We start from the raw sequence: 20,978 nt of genomic DNA, 5'->3' as shown, positions 1-20,978 counted from the left end.
GCCAGGCAGGGCATCGCCAAGTGAAGGGCCCGACACTCGGCATGTCCAGGGAGGTGTGGCCCCGGGCCGCCAGGTCGCGCAGGTCCACGCACGAGCCGTCAGCCAGCGCAGGTCACCGGGCCGTCATGCCATCTGGAGAGGATTGCAACTCCGTTGCGACTTCGAAGCGCTCGGGACTGGCGGGACCAGGAGCGCGGGTTCGGAGCCCGTCGGGGGTGACACGCAAAGCGAGGGCCTTGCGTGTCACGCCGGGGCCGCGCGCAGGAGGGCGCGGCCCCGGTCGGAACGACTACAGGTTGAAGGTGCCGCGAACGCCCAGGATGATGAGGCCGTACGGGCCGTCATCCACGGGGGCCAGATCCGTCTCGGTGGTGGTTCCACCGAGCGCGGGGGGCAGCGTCGTGGTCGTGGTGCCAGCGCGCACGGTGTAGCGGGCGTAGGTGCCGGTGAGGTACGGGCCGAAGGACAGGGAGTTGCTCAGCCGCCACTTGCCGCCGACGGTGACGTTCACGAACTCCGGGCCGCGGATCTTGCTGTCGATATGCAGTGCCACATTGGCGCCGGGCACGGGCGTGGGGACCGAGCCATCGATGGTGGAGTTCAGGAGGACGATGCCGAAGCCCAGGCCCACGAAGGGGTCGAAGGTGGCCTCGGGCGAGAAGTGGTACTGCACGTTCGGACCAAGGCGAAGCGCGTTGGTCGAGCAGTCGAAGGTGTCGGGGCACGAGTACGGGTTGTTCTTGGTCAGCACCTTCGTGTACTGGCCGAAGACACCGACGTACCAGCTCGGGTTGACGCGGTAACCGACATCCAGCAGGACCGCGAGACCACCGTTGGCGACGTCACTGAGCTTCACATCGCCGACCGTCCCGTCCGCTCGCGGGCCGTTCTTGTAGACGTAGCCCGCGCCGGCCTGGAAGCCGACGCCCACGGTGAGCTCCAGTCCGCTCTTGACGCTGGAGCCCGTCGTCGCGACCTCCTCCGCCATCGCAGCCGAGGAAACGAGCGAGGTCGCTACCGCAAGGGCCTTGAACAGCCTTCCCGTCATATATCCCCTCCCAACAAGTGAGCTTTCACTTTATGACAGCCTGCACTGAACACGTAAGGTGCGCTGCGTCGTGACATGAGCGGTCATTCAGGACCTGGGGGCAATTCGGTGGCAATTGTCTCGGATTTCCGCCTTTGCGCGATGTATTCGACCCTGAATGGAAAATTGACAAACCGGTGCCCGTGGCGGTCAGGGGCGCAGACAATGTCTGCATGAACGTCACCCTGGAGCAGGCCCGCGCGCTGGATGCCCTCGCCCGCCATGGCACCTTCGCGGCGGCGGCGGAGGCCCTGCACAAGGGACACACCGCGGTGCTGTACGCGCTGCGCACGCTGGAGGAGCAGACGGAGCTGACGCTGCTGGACAGGCGCGGCTACCGCACCCGGCTGACGCCCGCGGGTGAGCGGGTGCTGGAGCACTGCCGGAAGCTGCTGGCGGCGGAGCGGGAGCTGGAGGCCGCGTGCGCGGAGATTCGCGCGGGCTGGGAGCCCTCGCTGCGCATCGTCTTCGACGGAGTCTTCCCCGCGGAGCCGCTGCTGCGCGTGGTGAAGGAGCTGCGCACGGAAGGGGCCAGCACGCGCTTCCACGTGTCCGCGGAGTTCCTCGCCGGCGTGGAGGCGGCCTTCGTGCGGGAGGAGGCGGACCTGATGGTGTCCGTGCTGCCGCCCACGCTGCCGGGCCTGCGCGGCTACAAGCTGCCGGAGCTGAAGGCGGTGCTGGTGGCCCACCGCGGGCACCCACTGGCGAAGCGGCGCGGGCTCTTGAAGGACGAGGAGCTGGCGGAGCACCTGGTCATCACCGTGCGCGGCTCGGACCCGCGGCTGCAGCTGAGCACCGGCCTGCTGGAGGTGCGCTCCACGGTGCACCTCAACGACTTCGCCGCGAAGAAGGCCGCCATCCTGGAGGGACTGGGCTACGGCTGGCTGCCGGAGCACCTGGCCGCGCGCGAGCTGCGCCGGGGCGAGCTGAAGGCGCTGAAGCTGGCCCGGGGCGCCACACACGTGTTCCACCCGCAGCTGTACCACCGCGCCGGCGTGAAGCCGGGTCGCGCGGCCCGGCGCGTGGTGCAGGTCCTCACGGGCTCGGAGCCGGAGGCGTGAGCGCCGCGTGACGGGCGCGCTACTGCGCGACGGTGCCGCAGTCGCCCGTCAGGTTGGACGCGGGCTGCCCGTTGAGCGTGTTGCCCGTGAAGACGTTGTTGGTGGCCAGCACCAGGTCCGCGGTGCCGGAGCCCCGGTTGCAGACGATGACGCCTCCCGCGCCGCCCCGGTTGTTCACGAAGCGGTTGCCCTTCAGCGTGACGGCCCGCGCGCCCAGTTGCTCCAGGTAGAGGGCCGACCCGGGTCCCTGGGCCACGAAGTTGCCCTCGAAGAGGTTGTTCTCCAGCAAGTCGTTGTCGGGCTGGAAGTAGTGGATGGCGCCACCGCCGCCCAGGTCGATGATGTTCTGCGGGTTGGGATACGTGAGCAGCGGCCGGGGCTCCAGCGCAGTGGTGAGGTAGCCGCGGTACGCCTCCACGCCGTTGTCGCGGAAGGTGCTGCCGCGCACCACCGAGTTGCGGCCGTGGGTGATGCACACGGACCCGCCACCGGACATGGCATAGGTGCCGGGCTGCCCGAAGCGGTCGATGTCGATGACGCGGTTGTCCTCGAAGAGCGTGTCCTCGATTCGCGAGCCGTCCGTGTACATCAGGTCCAGCGCGGCGCAGTGCGCGGACGCCACGTTGTCGCGGAACACCGAGTGGGAAATCGTCACCGGCCCCGGGTAGTAGGCCCACAGCGCGCCGCGCGTCCAGTCGCGGTCGCCGTTGTACTGATTCTTGCGCACCTTCTCGAAGACCATGTGCTCGAAGCTGGGGTGGCCGTCGCCCACGGAGCCCTGCCCGTAGAAGTTCACCCCCCACCAGCCGTAGGGATTGGTGGACGTGAGCAGCACCGGCTTCTGCGCCGTGCCCTGGACGTGGATGGCGCCGTAGACGCGCACCTCCACCCGGCCCTTCTGGTGGTTCATCACGCTTTCCGGCGCGGAGGAGTCAACGTCCGCCTCCGTCACGTCCGGGCGGCCGCGGAAGTCCAGGATGACGCCCGGCTCCACCGTGAGGACCTGGCCCTTGGGAATGGTGACGACGCCATTCGCATCCCCGACGACGCGGTATGGAGAGCCCGCCTCCGTGAGCCGGCCCGACAGCGTGCTGGTGACGGTGGTGCCGCCATCCGCCGGCACGGGGATGACGGGCCCCGCGTCCGAGCCACCATCCGACGTGCCCGCGTCCGAGCCGCCGTCCGTCGGCCCCGCGTCACCGCCTCCGTCCGTCCCCGGAGTGACGGAGCCCGCGTCACCTCCCGCGTCCACCGTGCCCGAATCCACGCCTCCGTCCGTGGAGCCCGCGTCCTCCTCTTCCTGCACCACTGTCGGCGGCTTCGCTTCCGGACTGGACGAACACGCGGCGGCGAGCAGTCCGGCGAGCAATCCCACGACGAGGAGCGGGAGGGACGGCTTCCAGCGGAGCGGAACGAAGGTGTTCATGTCCCGCCGCGCTAACACGCCGCTCGCAGCCCGCCAACCTCTGTTAGAAGCAGCGCCCCATGACGAACGAAGTCCTCGTCCTGACGTACTCCGGCTGTGACACGTGCAGGAAGGCGCTGAAGTGGTTGGAGGCGCACGGTGTAGCGCATCAGGTGCGCCCCATCGTCGAGGCGCCGCCCACCGTGACTGAATTGGGACAGTGGATTCCCCGCAGCGGCGTGTCCGTCCGCAAGTGGCTCAACACCAGCGGCCAGAGCTACCGCGCGCTCGGGAAGGCGAAGGTGGACGCCGCGTCCGACGCGGAGCTGGTGTCCTGGCTGGCCGCCGACGGAAAGCTCGTCAAGCGGCCGGTGCTCGTCACCGGGAGCACCGTCCTCGTCGGCTTCCAGCCGGACGCGTACGCGCGGGTGTTCGACGGCGCCCGCTGAGGCATGCCCCGGAAGCAGGCGAGGGAGCGGGCGCCCGGCGTGCCGTCCCTCGCACGTTGGCACCTGGAGTGAAGACTCCTTTCCTTCATGGAGACCGGCGCGCGACGTCCGCTCGGAGAAATCCTCCTGGAGTTGGGAGTGCTCAACCGCGCCCAGCTCCGGGTGGGCCTGGTACATCATTTCGAGACCCACGTGCCGCTGGGCCGCGCGCTGGTGCGCGAGGGCGTCTGCACCGAGGCCGACGTCCTCCGGGGCCTGGCCGCCCAGCTCGGCGTGGAGGCGGTGGACCTGGAGCACGCGCTGCCCGAGCGCGCCGTGGCCTCGCTCATCCCCGCCCGAATCGCCCGGCAGTACCGCGCCGTCCCACTCCGCGTGGAGCTGGTGCAGTTGGAGCAGGCGGAGCGCGAGGTGCTCCACATCGCCCTGCCCGCCCCGGTGTCGCTCGAGGCGGTGGACGCCGTGCGCGCCGTGTCCGGCAAGCCCCGCGTCGAGGCACATGTCGCGTCGGACCCGGCGATTGCGCGCGCGCTGGCGGAGCTCTACGGCATCGAAGAGCCCACCCAGCCACCCGCCGGCCCCACCCCCGCCCCCGGTGGCCCGCTGCTGCTCTACGGCTGGCCGCCCGTCACCGCCGTCCTCATCTCCCGGCAGCTCGCGCGACACGGCATCCCCGCCAAGGTGGCCACGCCGCTGGAGGTGCTGCACACCGCGCCGAACGACGTCGTGCTCGCGCCCATCCAGGCCATGGAAGGACTGCTGGCCGGAGAGGTCCACATCGCCGGCTCGCTCATCGTCCACGGTACTTCGGACGACGAGGGCTTCGAGCGGGCGCGGCAGCTCGGGGCCCGTGGATTCCTGGCCAACCCCCGCGACGAGCAGCTCCTGCTGCGCGCCATCCGCCGGCTCCGCCCGGACGGAAGCACCTCCGGCCTGCCCGGGGGGCCCGACTCCGCGCCCCAATCCCACTGACGCGCTGAGCCAATTCCCACATCCACCCAGGCCCGCAGCTCGAAACTCACAAAAAAGTGGGGGGATCAGGCAACTCCTGTCCGCGCTCTCGGAGAATGAGAACCAAAGGGTGCCCACCTGGGCATCGCGTGTCATCCCGGAGCCCCCCATGTCCTACTCGCCCATCGGAACCCGCCGCCCGCCTCCGCCCCCGCCGCCGCCGGTGCGCCGCGAGCCCCCGGCCCAGCCGCAGGGTGCGCGCAACCCGCGCGTGGACACGCAGGCGCAGGGCTCGGTGGAGGGGCCTCGCGGCAACCTCGTGAGCGGCCAGTCCAGCTTCCAGGCCGGCGGCGCCCGCGCGGAGACGAGCGGCACGGGCCCCGGTGGCATCGAGACGCGGGCCTACGCGCAGGGGCCGTCGCTGACGGCGGACGCGCGGGTGGACGCGGACATCGGCCTGTCCGGCATCGACGTGAGCCTCGACGTGGACATCGACGCCACGGCGGTGGAGGCGGGCGCCGGGGCCAGCAAGACGGTGGAGTTCGAGATTGCCGGCGAGCAGTACTCGGTGGAGCTCGACGTGGAGGCGATGGGCCGCATCGGTGCCGACGGGCACATCAACCTGGACCTGCACGTGGGCACGGATGGAAACGTGTCCATCAGCGCCGCGGCCTCGGGCTTCGCCGGCGCGCAGGCGAGCCTCACGGGCTCCATCGAGCTGAAGCATGAGGGCGACACCCTCGCGTCCGGCAGCATCACCGCCAGCGCCAGCGCGGGTGTCAGCGGGGACGCCCACGCCAACATCGGCCTGGATGGTGGCAACCTGGAGTTCGACGTCGGCGTGGAGGCCACCGCGGGTCTGGGCCTCGGCGTGGAAGTCGAGGGCTCCGTCAACCCGGGCAACGTGCTCAAGGCCGTGGGTGAGACGGCCGCCGCGGCGGGCGGCGAGATTCTGGAGAACGTGGCCGAGGGCGCCATCAACGCGGGCGGCGCCGTGGTGGACGCGGCCGGCGACGTGTTCTCCGGCGCGGTCGGCGCCCTGGGCGACGTGGCCAGCGGCATCGGCAACGCGGCCAGCGACGCCTGGAACTCCGTCTTCTAACAAGCGCCCCGGCGGGAAAGGCCCGGCCCCTCACGGGGCTGGGCTAGACTCCGTGGACACATGGCCGCCGTCTCCAAGCTGGCATCCTCCGCCGCGCGACTCATGAAGCAGGGCCTCCTCAAGGAGGCGGCCCGCGAGTTCGAGCGCGCAATCTCCCAGGACCCGAAGGATGCCAGCGCGCTGCTGGGGCTCGCTCGCCTGCGCCTCGCGCAGCATGACGAGCCCGCCGCGCGCGCCGTGCTCCAGCAGCTCATCGCCCTGCACCCCACCCACCCCGAGGCGCTCAGCCACGTGGCCCGGCTCGACGCCGAGAAGGGGGATGCTCGGGCGCTGGAGCTGCTCAACGCGCTCGCCGCCCAGCCGAAGGCCGGCTACTTCGAGGTGCTCAACCACGGCCGGGCCCTGCTCGCGCGCGAGCAGTATGCCGCCGCGGTGCCCGCGCTGGAGCGAGCCCTGTCCCTGCAGCCCGGCAACGCGCAGACGCTGACGTACCTGGGCCAGGCGCTCCAGGGCGAGAAGCACCTGGACGCGGCGCTGAAGCGCTACCAGGAGGCCTCCGAGGCCACCCGCACCGAGCACCTGCCGCTTCTGCTCGCCTCGCGCGTACAGGTGCTCCAGGGTCATGTGGGCGCGGCGCTGGTGACGCTGCGGCAGGCCATCCTCCGCGCGCCCAAGGAGGCCTCGCTGTTCCGCGAGTTCGCCTCGCTGTGCCTCTTCGCCGGCGCCCCCGACGCGGCCATGCGCGCGGCCATCGAGCTGCGCCTGCAACTGCCCGAGAGCGCGGACGCCATCTACCTCCACGGCCTCTCCGCCTTCGTGGCCGGGAAGAACGAGGACGCCGACCGCATCCTCCGCGAGGCGCTGGTGAAGGCCCCGGACTCCACTCCGGTGCGGGTGGCGCTGGCCAAGGTGCGGCGCCGGCTGGGAGACGACGCGGAGGCGCAGAAGCTCCTGGAAGCGGCCCTCGCCGCCGAGCCCTCCGACGTGGGGGCGGCCAATGACCTCGCCGTGCTGCACCTGTCGAAGCCGGGTGGCGCAGCCAGCGCCCGTGCCGTGCTCACGGAGGCCCTGAAGGCGCACCCTGAAGACGCGGGCCTCCACCTCAACCTGGCCCTCGCCCTCGCGGACAGCGACGCGGCCCGGGCGCGCACACACGCGCAGCGCGCCCAGGCCAGTGGAGATCGCCACATCCGCGAGCAGGCGGACCGGCTCGTCGCGGCGCTCGGCTCGCGGTGACGCCAGGCGCGTGAAGCGCTACCCCGGCGCGAGCCCCAGCAGGCCCAGCACTTCGGGGTACACCTTGCTGGCGAAATAGCGGCCTCCCGCGACGGTGAAGTGGACGCCGTCCTCCATGCGCAGGCGCATCGGCTTGCGGAAGCCCTCGACGCGGGTCTGGACGAGGGCGCGTCCCTTTGCGTCCGTGAAGAAGGGGCGCGTCTCCACGTGCAGCGCATCCTGGTGGGAGGAGATGACCTCGCGCTGGAGGCCGCGGATGAGCTCCAGCTTCTGCTCGAAGCGCTTGCGCCCGGTGGCCGGCAGCTCCAGCCAGACAATCTTCCGGCCCGGCGCGGAGAGGACCTTCACGAAGTCCTCAAGTCGCTGACGGTAGGCATCCTCCCACTCGGGGCGGCCCCAGTGGATGGGCTTGCCGCCCTTCGCATCCTTGAGCGACTGCCCGTCGTTGCCGCCGATGATGACCACCACCACGTCCGGGTTGTGGCGCTGCACCTCCTGCTGTCCCACCGTCATCCAGTCGAAGAAGTCCGGACGGGCCAGCCCGGTGGAAGACTTCGCGCGCCGGGCGGTGCGGATGCGCGGGTGCGCCTCCAGTCGCGCCTGCAGGTACTCACCGAAGCCGGTGGCGATGAGGCTGTCTCCCAGCAGCAGCACGGTGTGCGAGCGCTCCGCCGCCGGAGGCGACGGGCTCACCGCGGGAGGAGGAGCCGGCAACACGGGCGCGGCGTGCAGCGCCGCGGGTGGCGCGCCGGCATCCGGTTCGGACGCGGCCAGCACGGGAGCAGCGGAGAGCAGGGGGACGAGGGTGAGCGCGCGAGCGAGACGGTTCCGCATTGCCGGCCGAACGCTACCGGCCGGACGCGGTGAGGTACATCCCCCTTCCGGTGCGTGGCGCGGGTGGCACACGGTGGGTGAAGGGCCGGGCGGGCTGGACTCAGCCATGACGCAGTAGACCCCGCACTTCGCCCCACCCCTTCGGACAGTGGACTCGTGGAAGGAAGGTTCCTTCCAGGACCTCCGGCCACCGGCGGGGCCGTGGACTCGTGGAAGGAAGGTTCCTTCCGGGACCTCCGGCCACCGGCGGGGCCGTGGACTCGTGGAAGGAAGGTTCCTTCCAGGACCGCCGGCCACCGGCGGGGTGGCCCCGTCACGTCACTCCGTGCGGGCCGCGTCCCGAATCAGGCAGCGCCGTTGGCCACCACGCGCGGCCACTCGGGCGCAGTGCGGGGCTCGGCGGCGGTCAGCGCCTCCAGCCAGGGGCGCAACAGTCGGGCGCACTCCTCGGGGTGGGTGAAGTAGGGCACGTGGCCCGCCCCGCGCAGCAGGTGCCGGGGCGTCCCCGACGGGAGCGACGCGGCCAGCCGCTCCAGCGTGGACGGAGGCACCAGCACGTCGCGGTCCCCCTGGATGCACACGCAGGAGACAGGAAGCCTGCGCAGCTCCGGCGGCGGCGCCTCGTCGCCAATGGCCAGGGCGCGGTGCCACGTCGTGCTGCGCTCCACCTTCGTGGTGGGCACCACCTCGGCGACCCTGTCGAAGGGCACCGGCTTCCACGCGGCGAGCCCCGCCGCGACGATGCCGGGCCGGCCCCACATGGCGATGGGCCCCATCATCCCGATGACGCGCCCGCGCACGCCCAGCTGGGAAGGCCGGGTGAAGGAGCCCAGGAAGGCCACGCCCCGCGCCGCGCCGGCCGCCGCCAGGTGCGCCGCCACCATGCCCCCGAAGGAGCTGGCCACCACCGCGTCGAAGTGCTCCGCGGCCTGGAGGACCTGCCGCGCCAGGGCGCCCGCGCCACAGGCCGCATGCCCGCCCTCCGGGTACTCGACCAGGACCGGACGGGCCGTGGGAGCGAGCTGATGGGCGAGCGCGCGGAAGCCGGAGCCTCGAGCCCCCAGCCCGGGCAGCAGGAGCACCCTCGGCCCCCTGCCCCATCCCAACTCGGTGAGCTGCACCTCTCGACGCATGTCATTCCCTCGCGGACGCGGCCAGGAACACCGCGAGCGCGCCGGTTCTGCCCGACCCACCCGTCAGCATGCACCGCTGGCGGGCAGGCGCAACCCGTCCGCCGGCCTCAGGACCCGAGGGGGGGAAGGCCGGCCACGCGGTCCAGGCCGAGAAAGGCCCGGGTGCGCGCGTGTTGTGGACTGGCGAGCACCCGGGAGGGCGGGCCCTCCTCGATGATGCGCCCGCCATGCAACACCAGCATCCGCGAGGCCAGTTCGCGCGCGAAGCGCATCTCGTGCGTCACCGCCACCAGCGTGAGCCCATCCCCGCGCAGCCGCGCCAGCAGGTCCACCAATTCACCGACGCGCTCCGGGTCCAGCGCGCTGGTGGGCTCGTCCAGCAGCAGCACCTCCGGCGCCATCGCCAGCGCGCGGGCGATGGCCACCCGCTGCTGCTCACCGCCGGACAGCTCGGAGGGGTAGGCATTCTCCCGGTGGGACAGGCCCACCTTCGCCAGCAGCGCCCTGCCCTGCTCGGCGGCCTCCGCGCGGCCCAGGCCCTTCACGTAGACGGGCGCCTCCGTCACGTTGCCCAGGGCCGTGCGGTGCGCGAACAGGTGCCACTGCTGGAAGACGAAGCCCACGCGGCGGCGGATGCGCCACAACCGCTCGCCCTGCGCGCGCGCGTCACCCGGCTCCAGCACGTCGTCGCCCACGCGCACGGTGCCGCTGTCGAAGGGCTCCAGCCCGTTGAGGCACCGCAAGAGCGTGCTCTTGCCACCGCCCGAGGGGCCCACGAGCGCCACGACCTCGCCGGGGCCGAAGGCCGCGCTGATGCCGTCCAGCACGGTGCGGCCCTCGTAGCGCTTGCACAGGTCCTTCACTTCAATCATCCGCGCGCAAGCCTCGCTTCCAGCCGCCGGGCCAGGCGGGACAGGGGGTAGCTCATCGCCAGGTACAGCAGCGCGCACAGCGCTCCGGGCAGCAACCAGCTGCGCACGTCCACCGCGGTAATCGTCATCCGCTTGGTCAGCTCCACCACGGAGATGACCGACACCAGCGAGCTGTCCTTGAGCAGCGCGATGAAGTCGTTGGTGACGCCCGGCAGCGCCACCCGGAACGCCTGCGGCATGATGACCCGCCGCAGCGCCAGCCGCATGGGCATGCCCAGCGACAGGGCCGCCTCGAGCTGCCCCTTGGGCACCGCCAGCACGCCCGCGCGGTACACCTCCGCCTCGTAGGCCGCGTAGTTCAACCCCAGCCCGAGCACCGCGGCGGAGAGCGCGTCCAGCCGCAGCACACCCGCGAGCCCGTAGTAGAGGACATACAGTTGCAACAGCACCGGAGTTCCCCGGAACAGCTCCACGTACGCGGTGGCCAGCCGGCCGGCCCACGCGGGCCCGTACAGCCGCACCAGCGCCAGCCCCACGCCCAGGGGAATCGCGAGCGCCATGGCCCCCACGGACACCAGCAGCGTGACGAGGGAGGCCTGGAGGAACAGCACGAGCTGCCCCCAGCCCAGGTGCGCGGTGCGCGTGTCCGAGAGCACCTCGTGCGTCTGCGCGTCCGTCCAGTCCACCATGCGCTGCTGCGCGGCGCTGTCGATGCCCCAGCGCCGGAAGATGGCGCGCAGCTCACCCGAACGGGCGATGCGCACGAGCGCCTCATCCAGCGCCGCGCGGAGGTCGTCCTCGCCGGGCCTCACGGCGATGGCGTAGTAGCCCTCGCCGAAGTCGCCCACCACGCGAAGGCCGGGACGCGGCTGGCCGTAGCGCTGGGCGATGAGGTCGTCCATCAGCACGCCCTCCACCCGCCCCTGATCCAGGTCGATGTAGGGCTCCTCCACGCCCTCGTACGGCACCGCCTGCGCGCCGCCGCGCAGGAGCAGGTCCCACGCCTGGGAGTTGGCGAGCGTGCCCACGCGCCGGCCCTTCAGCGACTCCAACTGGGTGACGCTCGCGTCGTCCTTGCGCGCCAGCAGCCGCAGGTTGAAGACGAAGTAGGGGCGCGTGAAGAGGACGCGGCCGGCGCGGGCGGGGGTGATTTCAATCCCGTTCAGCGCCACGTCGAAAGAGCCCCGCTCCAGCGAGGGGATGAGGCTGGACCAGTCGTTCTGGACGAACTGCGCGCGCACTCCCAGCTCGCGCGCGAGGGCCTCCGCCAGCTCCACCTCGAAGCCGCGCATGCGGCCCGGCACGTCCGGGTCCTCCATGGCGTAGGGCTCTCCGCCCTGCGCGTCCGCGCCCCACCGCAGCACGCCCGCGCGCCGGACGCGCTCCAGCCCCGGGGCCTCCTTCGCGGCGCAGGACAGCAGGGTGAGCGCCAGCAACGCCACCCCACAGGTGGAAAGGAAGGCGGGCCTTCGCTCGCGGGACGGGAGTTCTCGCATGGACGTGTCGGGTTCCGACATAGGCGAAGTGGTCTCCGCCTTCCAGTTCCACCCCGCCCGGGCAAGCTGGGGACGTTCACCGGGGGAAGGGCTTCGCCGGTGTCAGCCCAGGGAGCTCCGCATGACGACATGGTGGTTCTACGCGCTGCTGTCCGCGGGCTTCGCGGCCTCGCGGGTGAGAGACTTCTCATCCCGCTTTCATCTTCGCCCTCCGCGCCAGCACGTAGGCCGCGGGCAGTCCCAACAGGACGAGCAACGTGGAGATGAGCAATCCGCCAAGGACGGTGATGGCCAGCGGGCGCTGCAGCTCCCCACCCTCCCCCCAACCGAGAGCCAGCGGCACGAGCCCCAGCAGCGTCGCCAGCGTCGTCATGAGGATGGGACGCAGGCGCACGTCGGCCGCGTGCTCGACGGCCTCCCTGGGCCCGAGCCCCTCCGTGAGCCCCGCCTCGGCGCGGTCCAGCAGGAGGATGCCGTTCTTCACCACCAGACCCACGAGCAGGATGCAGCCCATCAGCGAGGAGACGTTGAGGGGAATGCCCGTCACGCGCAGGCACGCCATCCCCGCGACGAGCGCGATGGGGGCCGCGCCCAGGATGAGCAGCGGCAACACGAAGCTGCGGAAGTGGAACGCCAGGACGAGGAAGACGCCAAGCGCGGCGAGCGTGAGCACGAGCGCGAGGGACTGGAAGGACTCCCGCTGACTCTCGCGCTGTCCTCCCAGGCGGACCTCCACGCCCGTAGGTGGCTTCAACCCCGCGAGGCGCTGCTGCACGTCCGCCGTCACGCTGCCCAGGTCCCGTGCCTCCAGCCGCCCCGTCACCGCCACGAGCGGTCGCAGGTTGTCGGAGAGCAGCTCCGAGGGCAGGCACTCGCGGCGAACGCGCGCCACCTGCGTCAGCGGGACGGAGGCCCCCGAGGGGGTCCGTAGCCGCAGGTCCTCCACCACCCGTGGCTCCAGCCGGTCCGCGTCGCGCAGGCGCACGCGCACGTCCACCAGCCGGTCCTCGCGCACCACGGTGCCCACCACCTCGCCCAGCAGCGCGGTACGCACCTGGGCGGCCACGTCCTGCGCGGTGAGTCCCAGGCGGCCGGCCACAGCGAGGTCCACGTCCAGGTGCAGCTCCGGCGTGCAGCTCGCGACGCCGTCGTACAGGTCCACCAGGCCCGGGACGTCGCGCAGGCGCTCCGCCACGAGCGGGGCGAAGGCCTGGAGCGCATGCACGTCCGCGCCCTGGAGCTTCACCTCGACGGGGTCCGGGTTCCCCTCCAAATCGGACAGCACGTCCTGGAGCAGCTCGATGAACTCCACCCGCACGCCGGGGACCGCGGACTCCACGCGAGCGCGCGCGTCCTCGATGACCTGTGGCCCGGAGCGCGCCCGGTCCGGCTTCAGGGCCACCGTCATGTCGCCCAGGAAGGACTCGGTGGCCGCGGGCGGACCCAGCTCCGCGCCCAGGCGCCGGCTCGTGCCTTCCACCTCCGGCAGCGGCGCGAGCGCGGCCTCGAGCTGCCGGCCCAGCCGGTCCGCCTCGTCCACCGACGTCCCGGCCGGCGTGAAGTAGTCCACCACGAAGGCGCCCTCGTCGAGCTCCGGCAGGAAGCCCGTCCCCACGCCGCTCGCGAGCGCCGCGAGCAGCACGGTGACGAGCCCCACCGCGCCCACGGTCCACCCCGGCCAGCCGCCCGAGCGCGCCAGCCACCCCCGGTAGAGCCCCCCACCCGGCGCCGGGTGCGTGCCTTCCGGACGGAGCAGCCAGCCACACAGCAGCGGCGTCAGGGTGACGGCCACCGCGAGGGAGAGCAGCACCGCGGCGCAGAGGGTGAAGGCGAGCGCGGAGAAGAACTGGCCGGAGACGCCGGACAGCAGGGACAGCGGCGCGAAGACCACGACGGTGGTGAGCGTGGAGTTCGTCACCGGCCAGGCGATTTCCTGGAGCGCCTCCGCCGTCGCGGCCCACCGCTCCCGCCCCTCCGAGACGCGGCGGTACACCGCTTCCACCACCACCACGGCGTCATCCACCACGAGGCCGATGGCGACGGCGAGCCCGCCCAGCGACATGAGGTTCAGCGTCCCGCCCGACAGCCAGAGCGCGCCGAACGTCATCAGCAACGTGGCCGGGAGCGCCGCGGCGGCGGCCACCACGGCCCGCCAAGAGCGCAGGAAGAAGCCCACCACCAGCAGCGTGAGGAGGCCGCCCACGGCGACCTCGTTGCGGACATGCTTCACCGACCGGGCGATGAGCCCCGCCTGGTCATAGGAGACGTGCACCTCGATGCCCGGGGGCAGCGCCGCGCGCACCTGCTCCAGCTCCGCCTGGATGTCCCGGGCCAGGCGGATGGCGTCGGCTTCCGGCCGTCGGCCGACGTTGACGAGCGCGGCGGGCCTGCCATTCGCGTAGGTGCGGGTCAGCCGGTCGGCATGCCCCTCCACCACGCGCGCCACGTCCCCGAGGCGGACGGGCGCCTCCGGCGTGCCCCCCACCACGAGGGTGGGCAGCGGGGCCAGGTCTTCCACCGGCCCCCGCACCACCACCAACTCCTGCCGGTAGTGGACGTCCACGCGCCCCGCGGGCTCCAGCTTGAGGGCATTGCCCACGGCGGTGGCCACCGTGGGCAGGTCGAGCTTCGCCTGCTCCAGCCGCCGCGGGTCCACGGCGATGGCCACCTCGCGCACGTCACCACCGATGACGTCCACGCGGCCCACGCCAGACAGGCCCGCCAGCCGGGGGCGGAGCGTGTAGAGGGCGAAGTCGCGAAGCCGGGCCGGGTCCACCGTGCCCGTGACGGCGAGCGTCTGGATGGGGAAGGAGGAGGGTGTCAGCCGCTCGGCGATGAGGTCCACGTCCGCCGGCAGCGCGCCGCGGAGCTCTCCGAGCCGCGCGTTCACGAGCCCCAGGGCGCGGTCCATGTCGGCGTTCGGCTCGAACCAGAGCGACACCTCGGCCGCGGCCCGGATGGTCCTCGAGCGCACCCGGCGCACGCCGATGACGGTGGACAGCGCCTCCTCCACCGGACGCGTCACCGTCAGCTGCATGCTTCGCGCGCTGGCCCCGGGCAGCGTCGCCGCGATGACGATGCGCGGGAAGGTCACCTCCGGGTAGAGGCCTCCGGGGAGCCGCATCCCCGTGGCGAAGCCGAACGCGCAGAGCGCCACCATCAGGGCCAGCAGCCCCGGCACGTTGCGCCGCAGCAGCCCCATCCAGGTCACCGCACGACCTCCACCCCGGCGCCGTCCGGCAGCGAGTAGCCACCCTCCACGATGACGTCCTGGCCGTCCTGGAGCGGCCCCTGGACCACCGCCTGTCCCCCCTCCTCGGACCACACCGTCACCGGCACGCCCCGCACCTTCCCCTCGCGGACGACGGCCACGCCGAGCCCGCCATCCTCGAGGGGCAGGAGCGCGGAGGACGGGAGGGTGATGGCGGTGCCCTGCTCTCCCAGGAGGATGCCGGCGCGCCCGAAGGCGCCGAGGCGCAGCGCTCCGGCGGGGTTGGGGAAGCGGAGGCGGACCAGCACGTTGCCGCTCGTCGGGTCGATGGAGGGGGAGACCGCGACGACCTCGCCAGGGCGCGCACCCGCCTGTCCCTCCACGGACAGGGACGCGCGCATGCCGGCCTGGACTCGCGCGGCGTCCTCCTGGGGCACGAAGGCGCGCAGCTCCACCGGGTCGACCGCGGAGACCTGGAGGACGGGCTGCCCCGTCCCATCCACCGCCTCGCCCTGCCGGATGAACACCGCCGTCACGATGCCGTCGAAGGGCGCCTTGAGCTCGCTGCGGCCGACGTTGCGACGGGCCACGTCGACCGCGGCCCTGGCGCGCTGCTCGGCGGCCACCGCGGCCGCTTCGGCGCTGAGGTCCTGCTCCGCCTCCTGGCGCGCGGCCACGCCGTGCTGCACGAGCACCTCGGTGCGCGCGCGCTTCGCCTCCGCGGCGCGCGCCGCCGCCGCCGCTTCCCGCGCGGTCGCCTCCGCCTGCTGGAGCTCCGCGGACACGGGGCCCGTCTCCACCTCGCCGAGCACCTGACCCGTCTTGACGGCGTCGCCCTCCGCCACCCGCAGCACGGCGAGCCGGCCCGGCACCAGCGGCGCCAGCTTCACCTCGCGCCCGGGCGGCGCCGAGAGCGCTCCCGAGACTCGCAGCGTCCGCACGGCCTGTCCCGTCCGCGCGGGGGCCACGCGCACGCGGGGGAGCGGGAGCGCGGCCTCGGCCGGGGGCGCCTGCTTGCAGGCATTCACGGAGGTGACGAGACACAGGAGCAACGCGAGCCTAGTTCTCATCCAGCGCCACCCCCACGGCGAGCTCCAGCGCGGCGAAGGCGGACTGCGCGGCGAAGGCGGCCTCGGCGGACTGGGCCCGCGTGTCCGTTGCCGCGCGCAGGGCATCATTCAGCGACACCAGGGGGCTGCGCCCCGTTCGGTACGACTCCAGCGCCATCCGCTCCGTCCTCTCCACGGCGGGAAGGATCTGCTTCGTGAACCGCTCGAGCGTGGCGAGCGCCGCGGTGAGGCGCTGGTGTGCCGCGACAATCTCCGAAGTCCTCCGCTGGCGGTCCTGCTCCGCGAGGACCCGGGCCAGCCCGAGCGAGGCCTCCGCCCGGTCCACCTCGCCCCGGCCCAGGGTCGGGACGTCCAGGTCGAGCGCGCCCCGCAGGAAGGCGCTCGCGCCGCGAGGCCCCTCGCCCTCCACCGAGACACCCAGGGTGGGCGCCGGCCAGAGCTCCCGGCTTGCCGCGCGAAGCGACGCCTCCGCCGCCGCGACGTCCGACACCCGCGCCCGTGCGAGTGGCGCCCCCGCGGCCCGCGCCAGGACCTCCTCCAGGGAGGGCAGCGAAGGCGGAGGCTCCTCGGCGGGCTCCAGCGGCAGGCGGGGGTCCCTGCCCAGGAGGAGGGCCAGCTCCGCGGAGAGCGCCGCCACCTCGCCCTGCTGCGTCAGGAGCTGCGCCTCCGCGGTGGCGCGAGCCAAGTCCGCCTGCACGAAGTCCAGCTCCGGGGCGGCACCCGTCTCGAAGCGGAGGCGCGCCGCCGCCTCGGACTCGCGCGCGAGCGACAGGGCCCGTGCACCCGCGGTGGCAAGCTGTCTCGCCCGGACGAGTGAGAAGTAGGCCCGGCGCGCATCCGCACGGGTGGTGGCCTCGCTCGCGCGCCGCTCGTCCCCGGCGCTCCGGGCCCCCAGCTCGGCGGCGAGGATGCGCGCGGAGCGAGCCCCCGGAGGCGGCAGCCGCTGGGAGGCGCCGACCGACCAGCGCGGGTCATTCCCCCCGCCGGCCACCGACAGCGTGAGCGGCGTGACGGAGCGGGCCACGCCGACTTCGCCGAGGGCGATGGACTCCCGGGCTCGCGACTCCGCGATTCCAGGCGCCCGCCCCCGAGCCTCCGTCAGGGCCGCGCGCAAGGGCAGTCCCGCTCCGGCCCGGGCGGTCGCGCCCCCCGACAGGACGACGAGCAATGTCAACGTGACGTGGAGCATCCCCTCGCTTCCAGGCAATGAGCGCGTGGGACGCTAGCATTCGAAAATGAGAGCCCCGCCGGGGCTGGAGTCCCATCAGGCGGGAACCCGACAGCTGTTCGTCCGCAGCCACCCGGCACTGAGGCGCAGTGCGCGGCACAGCGCGACGAGCGTGTGGACGGAGGGAAGCAGCTTCCCTCGCTCCATGCGCACGTAGGCCTCCTGCGAGAGGAAGGCCGCCCGCGCCACCTCCGCCGGGGTCAGTCCCGCTCGCAGCCGCGCGGTGCGCAGCCCGCTCCCGACCTGAATCCCCACTGTCTCGTCCATCCGCACCCTCCTTTGAATTCACAACTTCTACCTCAGAGGTCCTCCACCTGTCAGGCACCCTCGAAGGTCTTCTCGCAAAGGGGCACCCGCACCGTGGGCCTGGAACGCCCCGCGCCCCCCTGCTTCCCCTCCACCCGGACAGGCGAGAAGACGCGAGACGCCTCCCACCCTGTCGCAGATGCAAGAGTGACCCGGCGACACCGTCACGGACCCAGGGCAATTCGCGCGGGCCTCCGTTACAGTGCGCCGCAGAGGAGCCGACGCTGTCATGGAAGCTTTCAAGCTGCTGGTGGTGGATGACGAACCGCAGGTGGCACACGCGCTGCGGCGACTGTTCCGGAGAGAGGGCTTCGAGGTCCAGGTCGCCTTCAACGGGAGCGAGGCCCTGGAGCGACTCAAGGAGTTCAGTCCGGACATCGTCCTGACGGACTTCCGGATGCCGGGGATGACCGGCAGCGAGCTGCTCCAGCGCGTCAAGCGCAGCCATCCCCTCGCCTTGCGCCTCATCATCTCCGGCTACGCGGACTTCAAGTCGGTGGTGGCGTCGGTGAACGACGGAGAAATCTGCCGCTTCATCAGCAAGCCGTGGGACGACGCGGAGCTGGTGACGTACCTCAAGGCCCTGCTCCGCCAGCGTGAGACGATGGCGCAGCTGTACGCGCCCTTCCGCGCGGCCCCGCAGAACGTGAGCGCGGAGGTGGGCATGTCCGACGCCTCCATGGTGCTGAAGGTGCAGATGTCGGACCCGGCCTTCCCCGCGGAGCAGGCCCTCTCCATCATCGAGCGCTTCGCCGGTGTGCTGGCGGCGGACAGCCTGAAGGTGGTGGGCGGCCTGCTGGAGCGCTACGGCGGACGGCTGTCCTTCGTCGCCGAGGTGGGAGGTCCCCAGCGGCTGCGCCTGGAGCTGCCGGTGCGCGCGGAGGAGGCGCAGCCGTCGGAACGGCCCGGTGTAGGCAACGCATGAAGCGGAGGCTGGACCTCAAACCCGTCGACCCCGAGGCCGATGCGAAGTGGGTGAACGCCCGCCTCAAGCACGTCACCCTGGGGGCCTGCATCGTCATCCACCTGCTGCTCGTCCACGCGCTCTGGGGCCAGTGGCGGCCCATCGCCGTGGTGACAGCGGTGTTCGCGATGGTGACGGGCACCAACATGGTGCTGGCACAGCGCTTCTTCTCCCAGCACACCCGCACCGCGGAGTCCGTGCGGTTCGTGATGAACATGGGGGCCAACATCGTCTATGGCCTCGCCAGCGACTGGGCGCTGCCCATGTGGCTGTACCTGCCCCTCAACGCCCTCTGGGTGGACCGCTTCGCGGACCCGGGTGCACGCCGGCGCCTGGGGTGGATGCTGGCGCTGGTGGCGGGCGTGGCCCTGCTGGATGGGTGCCCGCCCCTGGTGCCCGCCTGCTTCGTGCTCGCGTCGCTGCTCGTCTATTTCATCTCCGAGGGCCGCGTCTTCCTCACCCACCAGGCGCTGCGCAGCCTGGCGCAACAGCACGAGGAGCTGGCGCAGGCGCACCTGCAGCTCGACCGGGCCCACCAGCGCTCTCGCGAGCAGGAGCGGCTCTCCAGCCTGGGCATGATGGCGGCCGGCGTGGCTCATGAAATCAACAACCCGCTGAGCTACGTGAAGAGCAACGTCAACTCGCTCATGCTGGACCTGCGCGCGTGCCAGCAGCTGCCGCCGGAGCTGCAGGAGTACGTGGAGGACGTGCTGCCCGCCACGCTGGACGGCATCCGCCGGGTGACGGCCATCGTCGCGGACCTGCGCCGCTTCGCGCGCGGGGACCCCGAGGCCATGGTGGAGTACGACCTCAACCAGGAAGTGGCCGTCGCGCTGCGCATCGCCCGCGGACAGCTGGGCCCGCAGTGTGACGTCGCCGTGGAGCTCAAGGACCTGCCGCACCTGTTCGGCCATCCGGGACAGGTCACCCAGGTGGTGGTCAACCTCCTGATGAACGCGACCCAGGCCATGCCGGACGGCGGGCGCATCTTCCTGTCCACGCGGATGGAGGGCGAGGAGGCCGTGCTGGAGGTGCGCGACAGCGGCGTGGGCATGACGCCCGACGTGCGCGCGAAGATGTTCGAGCCCTTCTTCACCACCAAGCCCGCGGGTGAGGGCACGGGCATGGGCATGGCCGTGGTGCACGGCATCGTCACCTCGCACCACGGGCGCATCCACGTGGACACCGCCCCCGGCAAGGGCACGACGTTCATCATCCACCTGCCGCGGATTCCTCCGCTGGAGCTGGGGCTCTCCGCCCCCGACGGATTCACCAGGGCCCGCCCGGACACCGCCTGAGGCCGCGCGCGGCTTAAGCTGTGCGGCATGTCGACGCCGCCCCCTGCCTTCTCCAGCCGCTTCGAGCCCCGGTACGTGGACGACCCGTACCCGCTCTATGCACGCCTGCGCCAGGAGGCGCCCGTCCAGTTCAGCGAGGACATGCACCTGTGGGTGGTGTCCCGCTACGAGGACGTGAAGACGGTGCTGCTCAACCCGGGCGACTTCCTGTCCGCCAACGCCTTCCGCAACCCCGTGCCGCCCGCGCCCGAGGTACTGGCGGCGCTGGCCGAGGGCTACCCGCAGGTGCCGGCGCTCGTGGACGATGACCCGCCCAACCACACGCGCATGCGCGTCATCGTCACCAAGGCCCTGGCGCCCCACCGCGTCTCCGCCATGGAGCCGCGCGTGCGCGCCATCGCCGCGGAGCTGGTGGACGCCTTCGCGCGGGAAGGCCGGGCGGACCTCGTCGGGCGGCTCGCCTTCCCCCTGCCCGCGCGAGTCATTGGCGCCATCATGGGGCTGCCGGACTCGGACCTGGAGCGGCTCAAGTCCTGGACGGAGGACCTGTCCACCCTGTCGGCGGGCAACGCGCCCGTGCCCCGGCAGGTGGAGTGCGCCCGGGGACTGGTGGCCATCCAGAAGTACCTCGCGGGCCACATCGCGGAGCGGCGCCGCGCACCGAAGGACGACCTCATCAGCGCGCTCATCGAGGCCCGCCACGAGGACACGCCCCCGCTGAGCGACGTGGAGCTCATCAGCCTGCTGTCCATGCTGCACTTCGCCGGACACGAGACGACGGCCAACCTGCTCGGCAACGCGGTGGTGATGCTCCTCCAGTCGCCGGAGCTGCTGGTGGCCCTGCGGCGGGACGCGAGCCGCATCCCCGCCGCCATCGAGGAGGCGCTGCGCTTCGACGCGCCCGTGCAGGGCATGATGCGCACCACGCGGCGCGCGGTGACGCTGGGCGGCGTGGAGGTGCCCGAGGGCGCGCGGCTGCTCGTCCTCTACGCCTCCGCCAACCGGGACGCCGCCGCCTTCCACGAGCCGGACCGGGCACAGCCGCGCCGCTCCGACGTGGGACGGCACCTGGGCTTCGGGCTGGGCATCCACCACTGCATCGGCGCGCCGCTGGCGCGAATGGAGGTGCGCATCGCCCTGGAGCTGCTGCTGGAGCGGCTTCCCGGACTGCGCCTGGCCCCGGGCAACCCGCTCCTGTACGTGCCCAACTTCCTGCACCGCGGCCCGCGGCGGCTGCTCGTGGAGTGGGACCCGGCCTGAAGTCCGGGCCCTGCTCCC

The 20,978-nt window shown here is 72.3% G+C and carries 18 protein-coding genes; 8 read left to right on the top strand and 10 right to left on the bottom strand.

Annotated elements, in window-relative coordinates; translation table 11 throughout:
* Positions 1-289: 289 nt before the first annotated feature.
* On the bottom strand, positions 290-1,048 hold the full coding sequence (locus OV427_RS35200) for an outer membrane beta-barrel protein (RefSeq protein WP_267860598.1): 759 nt from the start codon (positions 1,046-1,048) through the stop codon (positions 290-292).
* 212 nt (positions 1,049-1,260) lie between these two features.
* Between OV427_RS35200 and OV427_RS35195 the strand changes: the two genes are divergently transcribed.
* The gene (locus OV427_RS35195) at positions 1,261-2,148 is read left to right on the top strand and encodes a LysR family transcriptional regulator (protein WP_267860597.1); all 888 of its coding nucleotides are present in this window, start codon (positions 1,261-1,263) and stop codon (positions 2,146-2,148) included.
* 19 nt (positions 2,149-2,167) lie between these two features.
* Here the strand turns inward: OV427_RS35195 and OV427_RS35190 are convergent, their stop codons facing one another.
* Positions 2,168-3,574 (bottom strand): right-handed parallel beta-helix repeat-containing protein, encoded by a 1,407-nt coding sequence (locus OV427_RS35190; RefSeq protein ID WP_267860596.1) that lies wholly within the window; start codon positions 3,572-3,574, stop codon positions 2,168-2,170.
* A 59-nt stretch (positions 3,575-3,633) separates the two neighbouring features.
* Here OV427_RS35190 and OV427_RS35185 point away from each other — a divergent pair, with 59 nt between their 5' ends.
* The 4 genes from OV427_RS35185 to OV427_RS35170 all read left to right on the top strand — a co-directional run bounded on the left by OV427_RS35185 (position 3,634) and on the right by OV427_RS35170 (position 7,288).
* Complete coding sequence (locus tag OV427_RS35185; protein ID WP_267860595.1) at positions 3,634-4,002, top strand: Spx/MgsR family RNA polymerase-binding regulatory protein; 369 nt, start codon at positions 3,634-3,636, stop codon at positions 4,000-4,002.
* An 87-nt stretch (positions 4,003-4,089) separates the two neighbouring features.
* Positions 4,090-4,971, top strand: coding sequence for a general secretion pathway protein GspE (locus tag OV427_RS35180; RefSeq protein WP_267860594.1), 882 nt, complete (start codon positions 4,090-4,092; stop codon positions 4,969-4,971).
* 148 nt (positions 4,972-5,119) lie between these two features.
* Positions 5,120-6,052, top strand: coding sequence for a Circumsporozoite protein (locus OV427_RS35175; RefSeq protein WP_267860593.1), 933 nt, complete (start codon positions 5,120-5,122; stop codon positions 6,050-6,052).
* 60 nt (positions 6,053-6,112) lie between these two features.
* Positions 6,113-7,288 carry a tetratricopeptide repeat protein gene (locus OV427_RS35170; protein WP_267860592.1) on the top strand — a complete coding sequence of 392 codons (1,176 nt, stop codon included), beginning with the start codon at positions 6,113-6,115 and terminating at the stop codon, positions 7,286-7,288.
* Between the two features lie 18 nt (positions 7,289-7,306).
* Here OV427_RS35170 and OV427_RS35165 read toward each other — a convergent pair whose 3' ends face one another.
* The 8 genes from OV427_RS35165 to OV427_RS35130 all read right to left on the bottom strand — a co-directional run bounded on the left by OV427_RS35165 (position 7,307) and on the right by OV427_RS35130 (position 17,399).
* Positions 7,307-8,122, bottom strand: a complete 816-nt coding sequence (locus OV427_RS35165) for a DUF459 domain-containing protein (RefSeq protein WP_267860591.1) — start codon at positions 8,120-8,122, stop codon at positions 7,307-7,309.
* A gap of 344 nt (positions 8,123-8,466) precedes the next feature.
* Positions 8,467-9,255, bottom strand: a complete 789-nt coding sequence (locus OV427_RS35160) for an alpha/beta fold hydrolase (protein ID WP_267860590.1) — start codon at positions 9,253-9,255, stop codon at positions 8,467-8,469.
* A gap of 107 nt (positions 9,256-9,362) precedes the next feature.
* Positions 9,363-10,127 carry an amino acid ABC transporter ATP-binding protein gene (locus OV427_RS35155; RefSeq protein ID WP_267860589.1) on the bottom strand — a complete coding sequence of 255 codons (765 nt, stop codon included), beginning with the start codon at positions 10,125-10,127 and terminating at the stop codon, positions 9,363-9,365.
* The gene (locus tag OV427_RS35150; RefSeq protein ID WP_267860588.1) at positions 10,124-11,623 is read right to left on the bottom strand and encodes an ABC transporter substrate-binding protein/permease; all 1,500 of its coding nucleotides are present in this window, start codon (positions 11,621-11,623) and stop codon (positions 10,124-10,126) included. Before OV427_RS35150 ends, OV427_RS35155 begins: the two co-directional genes overlap by 4 nt.
* A 187-nt stretch (positions 11,624-11,810) precedes the next feature.
* Positions 11,811-14,825 (bottom strand): efflux RND transporter permease subunit, encoded by a 3,015-nt coding sequence (locus OV427_RS35145; RefSeq protein WP_267863523.1) that lies wholly within the window; start codon positions 14,823-14,825, stop codon positions 11,811-11,813.
* Between the two features lie 5 nt (positions 14,826-14,830).
* Positions 14,831-15,904, bottom strand: coding sequence for an efflux RND transporter periplasmic adaptor subunit (locus tag OV427_RS35140; protein ID WP_267860587.1), 1,074 nt, complete (start codon positions 15,902-15,904; stop codon positions 14,831-14,833).
* Positions 15,894-17,093 (bottom strand): TolC family protein, encoded by a 1,200-nt coding sequence (locus OV427_RS35135; protein ID WP_267860586.1) that lies wholly within the window; start codon positions 17,091-17,093, stop codon positions 15,894-15,896. Before OV427_RS35135 ends, OV427_RS35140 begins: the two co-directional genes overlap by 11 nt.
* A gap of 75 nt (positions 17,094-17,168) precedes the next feature.
* A complete protein-coding gene (locus OV427_RS35130) occupies positions 17,169-17,399 on the bottom strand; it encodes a helix-turn-helix domain-containing protein (RefSeq protein ID WP_267860585.1) in 231 nt (76 codons plus the stop codon).
* A gap of 268 nt (positions 17,400-17,667) precedes the next feature.
* Between OV427_RS35130 and OV427_RS35125 the strand changes: the two genes are divergently transcribed.
* Genes OV427_RS35125 through OV427_RS35115 form a run of 3 tightly spaced genes read left to right on the top strand, consistent with a single transcriptional unit; the run spans position 17,668 to position 20,960 of the window.
* The gene (locus OV427_RS35125; protein WP_267860584.1) at positions 17,668-18,363 is read left to right on the top strand and encodes a response regulator; all 696 of its coding nucleotides are present in this window, start codon (positions 17,668-17,670) and stop codon (positions 18,361-18,363) included.
* Positions 18,360-19,700, top strand: coding sequence for a sensor histidine kinase (locus OV427_RS35120; RefSeq protein WP_267860583.1), 1,341 nt, complete (start codon positions 18,360-18,362; stop codon positions 19,698-19,700). Before OV427_RS35125 ends, OV427_RS35120 begins: the two co-directional genes overlap by 4 nt.
* A 27-nt stretch (positions 19,701-19,727) precedes the next feature.
* Positions 19,728-20,960, top strand: coding sequence for a cytochrome P450 (locus OV427_RS35115; RefSeq protein ID WP_267860582.1), 1,233 nt, complete (start codon positions 19,728-19,730; stop codon positions 20,958-20,960).
* The last annotated feature ends 18 nt before the right edge of the window (positions 20,961-20,978 follow it).

Source organism: Pyxidicoccus sp. MSG2 (genome assembly GCF_026626705.1).
Lineage (GTDB): Bacteria > Myxococcota > Myxococcia > Myxococcales > Myxococcaceae > Myxococcus.
The sequence above is the reverse complement of the archived record's forward strand: the minus strand, read 5'-3'. Positions and strand labels throughout refer to the sequence as shown.

Excerpts from the sequence above, each read along its gene's own strand:
- OV427_RS35200 (WP_267860598.1), bottom strand. The coding sequence starts at position 1,048 with ATGACGGGAAGGCTGTTCAAGGCCCTTGCGGTAGCGACCTCGCTCGTT.
- OV427_RS35195 (WP_267860597.1), top strand. The coding sequence starts at position 1,261 with ATGAACGTCACCCTGGAGCAGGCCCGCGCGCTGGATGCCCTCGCCCGC.
- OV427_RS35190 (WP_267860596.1), bottom strand. The coding sequence starts at position 3,574 with ATGAACACCTTCGTTCCGCTCCGCTGGAAGCCGTCCCTCCCGCTCCTC.
- OV427_RS35185 (WP_267860595.1), top strand. The coding sequence starts at position 3,634 with ATGACGAACGAAGTCCTCGTCCTGACGTACTCCGGCTGTGACACGTGC.
- OV427_RS35180 (WP_267860594.1), top strand. The coding sequence starts at position 4,090 with ATGGAGACCGGCGCGCGACGTCCGCTCGGAGAAATCCTCCTGGAGTTG.
- OV427_RS35175 (WP_267860593.1), top strand. The coding sequence starts at position 5,120 with ATGTCCTACTCGCCCATCGGAACCCGCCGCCCGCCTCCGCCCCCGCCG.
- OV427_RS35170 (WP_267860592.1), top strand. The coding sequence starts at position 6,113 with ATGGCCGCCGTCTCCAAGCTGGCATCCTCCGCCGCGCGACTCATGAAG.
- OV427_RS35165 (WP_267860591.1), bottom strand. The coding sequence starts at position 8,122 with ATGCGGAACCGTCTCGCTCGCGCGCTCACCCTCGTCCCCCTGCTCTCC.
- OV427_RS35160 (WP_267860590.1), bottom strand. The coding sequence starts at position 9,255 with ATGCGTCGAGAGGTGCAGCTCACCGAGTTGGGATGGGGCAGGGGGCCG.
- OV427_RS35155 (WP_267860589.1), bottom strand. The coding sequence starts at position 10,127 with ATGATTGAAGTGAAGGACCTGTGCAAGCGCTACGAGGGCCGCACCGTG.
- OV427_RS35150 (WP_267860588.1), bottom strand. The coding sequence starts at position 11,623 with ATGCGAGAACTCCCGTCCCGCGAGCGAAGGCCCGCCTTCCTTTCCACC.
- OV427_RS35145 (WP_267863523.1), bottom strand. The coding sequence starts at position 14,825 with ATGGGGCTGCTGCGGCGCAACGTGCCGGGGCTGCTGGCCCTGATGGTG.
- OV427_RS35140 (WP_267860587.1), bottom strand. The coding sequence starts at position 15,904 with ATGAGAACTAGGCTCGCGTTGCTCCTGTGTCTCGTCACCTCCGTGAAT.
- OV427_RS35135 (WP_267860586.1), bottom strand. The coding sequence starts at position 17,093 with ATGCTCCACGTCACGTTGACATTGCTCGTCGTCCTGTCGGGGGGCGCG.
- OV427_RS35130 (WP_267860585.1), bottom strand. The coding sequence starts at position 17,399 with ATGGACGAGACAGTGGGGATTCAGGTCGGGAGCGGGCTGCGCACCGCG.
- OV427_RS35125 (WP_267860584.1), top strand. The coding sequence starts at position 17,668 with ATGGAAGCTTTCAAGCTGCTGGTGGTGGATGACGAACCGCAGGTGGCA.
- OV427_RS35120 (WP_267860583.1), top strand. The coding sequence starts at position 18,360 with ATGAAGCGGAGGCTGGACCTCAAACCCGTCGACCCCGAGGCCGATGCG.
- OV427_RS35115 (WP_267860582.1), top strand. The coding sequence starts at position 19,728 with ATGTCGACGCCGCCCCCTGCCTTCTCCAGCCGCTTCGAGCCCCGGTAC.